Origin of the sequence: uncultured Mucilaginibacter sp., assembly GCF_903913935.1 — a bacterium.
In the GTDB taxonomy this organism is placed as follows: domain Bacteria; phylum Bacteroidota; class Bacteroidia; order Sphingobacteriales; family Sphingobacteriaceae; genus Mucilaginibacter.
In genome coordinates this window covers 1-4,001 of the sequence record NZ_CAIWNH010000523.1, presented here as the reverse complement: position 1 = coordinate 4,001, position 4,001 = coordinate 1, and the positions used below count along the sequence as shown (strand labels likewise).

Here is a 4,001-nt window from a genome sequence, read left to right as displayed (position 1 = left end):
CCTGTAAAAAAAATATTATTTAGCTGCCTGATGGAATTTGTGATTGTGGCCGGTAGTCAAAGACTACCGGCATAGGCGTCCGTAGACACAGTCTACGGACAGCGGGGGCCTGCGCTGCATACTAGGCCAAGTTAGATTTAAATATTTCTTCCGATGATAACCAAAAGTTCTTGAGCTGAACGATGGTCACTATCCAAATCAGCAAGTTTTAAATAATAGGAGGCCTTGTGAATTGATCTTTCAACAACTTCTCCATCTAAATATATCTGGCCTAAAAAATAGTTTGCTTCATCTATTTCATATTGGCAGTTTCTCAAATTAGAGGTGTCCTTTGAGATTCTTTGTAAAATTTCAAAAGCGTTTTTTACACTTTTTTCAGTTCCCATACCAAAGTAATAACACAAAGCCAACTTTAATGAATTTGAGTTATCGAGGTTTTGAGCAACCTTATAAAGTTCAAATGCCTTTTTATACTCCATTTTATCTCTAAAAAGCACTGCTAAATTATTTGCTGCAATACCCGAACCGCTCTCAATCGCTGTTTTATATAGTTCAATTGCTAATTCTATATTCTGATCACAATAAATCCCTTCACTTAAAAAATCCGCAGTAAGAACAATGGCATCAGCATTCCCATTTTTATACGCTTTATAATACCATTCAAATGCTTTTGGCTTATTTTGCCCGACAATTTCTATGTCTCCTGTAGTTAATCCATAATCGAAATGCGAAGCAACTTCATATTGAGCAACATTGTCGCCTGCTTTAGCAAGCGCTAACAATATAGACCAATCTTCATGGTTTGTTATTTTTTTATTCATTTTTAGGTTTAGTTTCTTGTAAATTCATTAGTTCAATCTCATTTTCCCGCGCGGATTTGCCGCGATTGGTAGTGCGGCTGGGCACCTATGCGATGCAAACAGGTCGCCAATATAAAGAGGTTCTTTGTTTTGTTGTCATAACTGCCACTATTTTATTGTAAATTGAATAATATGATAGATACCTATCAGCGGGGGCACTAGCACGCCCCCAACCCTGGCGCTAGTATGCAGCGTGGCATTGTGCGGCTGGGTACTAGTGCCACGCCGATAGGTAGCCGCTATACCGGCAGCTCTTTTGATTGGAAGCAGTTAACAATGTGATTTTGGAAAAGATTGATGAGCATAGCTTATACCTATCAGCGGGGCACTAATACGCCACCTCTTTTGGCCTTCGCGCTGCATACTAGCGCCAGGTTTGGAAAAAAAAACGATTGCGGTAGCATATAGGCCTAAAGCCATTTGCACGCCGGGCTCAGCGGCATTATTAGACCATTGACCGGTGGTCGTCCTAAGCCTAATGGTATAGCTATTCATGGATGGAATCAACTAACTGCGGGGGGTAAGGGATCCTAAACCGGATCAGGCAACCCTTGCCCGTTTCGCTTTCCACGCTTATGGTGCCGCCCTGCAACCCAACTAGCTGCTTGCAAAGATAAAGGCCTAACCCGGTACCCGGCTTCGTATTGCTACCGCCCGCCTGGTAATAACGCGTAAACAGGCCCGCCTGTTGCTCTTTGGGGATACCGATGCCGGTATCGCTGATGCTGACCTCCAGCGCCGCATTTTGTTCCGGTTCTGTGTGCAGCACGGCTGACACCGTAACGCCCCCCTCATCGGTGTATTTGATAGCGTTGCTCAGCAAATTGACCATGATCTGCTTCAGTTTGAAGATATCGCCCATAACCGTCACACTTTCATCTCCGGTGAATTCTGCTGTCAGTGAAATGCCTTTCTTTTCGGCCATAAAGCGCATACTTTCCACAGCCTCCCGCAGTACCTGGTAAGGTGTAAAAGTAACCTGTAACAGCACAGTACCCTGATGTTGTTCCAATGCGCTGAGATCCAGTATATTGTTAACGGTTTCCATAAGCATGGCCGAAGAAAGATTGATGGCTGATACTTTATTCTCCTGGTCTGCCGATAAAACGGTTTTATTCAGCATGTAAATGGCGCCGGTAATGGCCGTTAGCGGGTTGCGGATCTCGTGGCTCATAGTTGCCAGTATCTCCGATTTCTGGCCCGCTAAAGCTACCGCCCGCTCATTTTCCATCAGGTAATTCTGTTCGGCCGCCCCGGCTTTGCGAATAAAGTAGATCAGCAGGATAATAAACACCAGGATCAGCGTAATGGCCACGCCGATAAAGTGGTCCATATCACTTGTGGTCGACTGGTAATGCGCCAGCACATCGTTCCGGCTCCTTTCCCAGGCCGCCTGGTTAACATCTTTCAGTTGTTCCAAAAGCTGGTGCAGTTGCGCAAGCAGGTTAAGGTTGGCCGTAATAAGCTGTTCATTTGATAACAGCAAATAGGCGTTTTGCTTATTGAGTTGCTGAAGTAATTGCGCCGGTGTGAGCAGGCGCCTGGCCGAATCCCTGCGTTGTTTTTCCCTGATGGTTAATATTTTGACCTGGTTTTTATTGGAGAGCGCGTTTTTTAAACGTTTCAGCAACCCGCTTTTCGTCGCTTCCTCACGGAAAGTGACCGTAGTGTCAGGCTTGCCCGAACGAAGCCGGCCTCTGCCCGCAGCGCTGATGATAGCCGGGGTGGTTGCCTTCAGCAACGAATCGAAATGCTGTTTAAGGTCGAATACCCGCTGTGAAATCGCCTGCTTACTGGCAAAGGAACCTGCGATGAGTTGCCTGCTGCCGGGAAAATAACGCGCACTATCGGCATTGTATTTTACAAAAAGCCGGTTGATTTCGGCAAAAATGTTGCTGAGTTTGCCCTTATAGTCAACCAGTTTACCGGCATTGCCATCGAGGTTGGCTTGCTGAAAATCGTTTTCCGCGCTGTTCAGCTCAAGTAGGATATTGCTGATCTCCGGTGCGGGAGACGGTTCTTTGAGCCTGGCGCTCAGCCCTTCCAGTTTGCGCCCGATGGAATACTTTAACACCACCGAACCCACCGTGATCATAAATGTAAACAGCAGGAACAGGATAAATATGTTCCGTAAATTTCCCGCCGCTGCGCCGGTCCTCATTGATTTTTCACTCATCTCGCTCTCTTTGCTCTGTTTTACCGCTGTTTACAAAAAACGGAAAGCTGATAAATATAGGGGAAATTACAACAATAAAGGTGGAGCAAATACAGTATCCGCTAACTAAGGCGTGCATTTTGACTTACGCTGTCCGGCACTCAATGGGCGGCGACCCGTCAGCGGGCCACCCCGATAAATCGGGGCGACAGCGAAAAAAAACGCTTGCGGAAACATGGAGCGGTATACAGCGCGGCCTATTCGTTTGCCTAAGTGCACCGTAGATAGTTTGCCGCAATAGGTAAATGTTTTTTTTACCAGAAACAGTTAATAATGTGTTTTTAAAGCAAATTGATAAGCATGGCTTATACCTATCAGCGAGGCACTAGTACGCCACACTTTTGGCCTGCGCTGCATACTAGCGCCAGGTTAGGGGTATAAGCGTACAGCGTGGGCCGCAGGCAACGCCCATATTTTAAGTCTTAAGTACTGAGTCGAAAGTCAAAAGTCACCTATTTTAACCTCAAAACTATCTCCTTATTCTAAACGCCGCCTATCAAAATTTCTTCGCCATTTTCCACAACCGGTATACTACCCTCAACATCAAATAGGGCACGGCGAAAATCAAAAGACAAATACCGAATTGGTACAAGTCCACCTCAAATTTGGAAGAAAGAGTTTTGCCGACGTATGCTGCATAATTAAGGATGATGAGGGCAAGCGCCATTGCTGTAAGCACTGCCATCAAAATATAAAGCCATAGCCTTTTTATTCTTTTTCTTCTTTGTCGTGCCTTTTCAGCTTCGTCTATTGCTGCCTGCTCCTTGTTTAAAATCACCTCCAGACGGCTGTTGATCGTCGTCCATTGCGCGTAATTGTCAAGGGTAAAAGCTGCGTAACGTGATACATATGCCATTTTTTCTTCCCAAAAATCATTCGGGTCTGCCATAAAAAGTATTTCGTCGTAAAATTCAAACTCAAAAAGT

Annotated in this window: 3 protein-coding genes; all 3 read right to left on the bottom strand. The window is 45.3% G+C overall.

Annotation, left to right across the window (positions count from 1 at the left end):
- Positions 1-137: 137 nt before the first annotated feature.
- The gene (locus QZY09_RS21050; RefSeq protein WP_295675755.1) at positions 138-821 is read right to left on the bottom strand and encodes a tetratricopeptide repeat protein; all 684 of its coding nucleotides are present in this window, start codon (positions 819-821) and stop codon (positions 138-140) included.
- A 526-nt stretch (positions 822-1,347) separates the two neighbouring features.
- A complete protein-coding gene (locus QZY09_RS21045; protein WP_295675752.1) occupies positions 1,348-3,036 on the bottom strand; it encodes a HAMP domain-containing sensor histidine kinase in 1,689 nt (562 codons plus the stop codon).
- Positions 3,037-3,571: 535 nt separating this feature from the next.
- Positions 3,572-4,001, bottom strand: a 430-nt coding sequence (locus QZY09_RS21040; RefSeq protein WP_295675747.1) for a hypothetical protein, incomplete at its 5' end; no start/stop codon positions are given.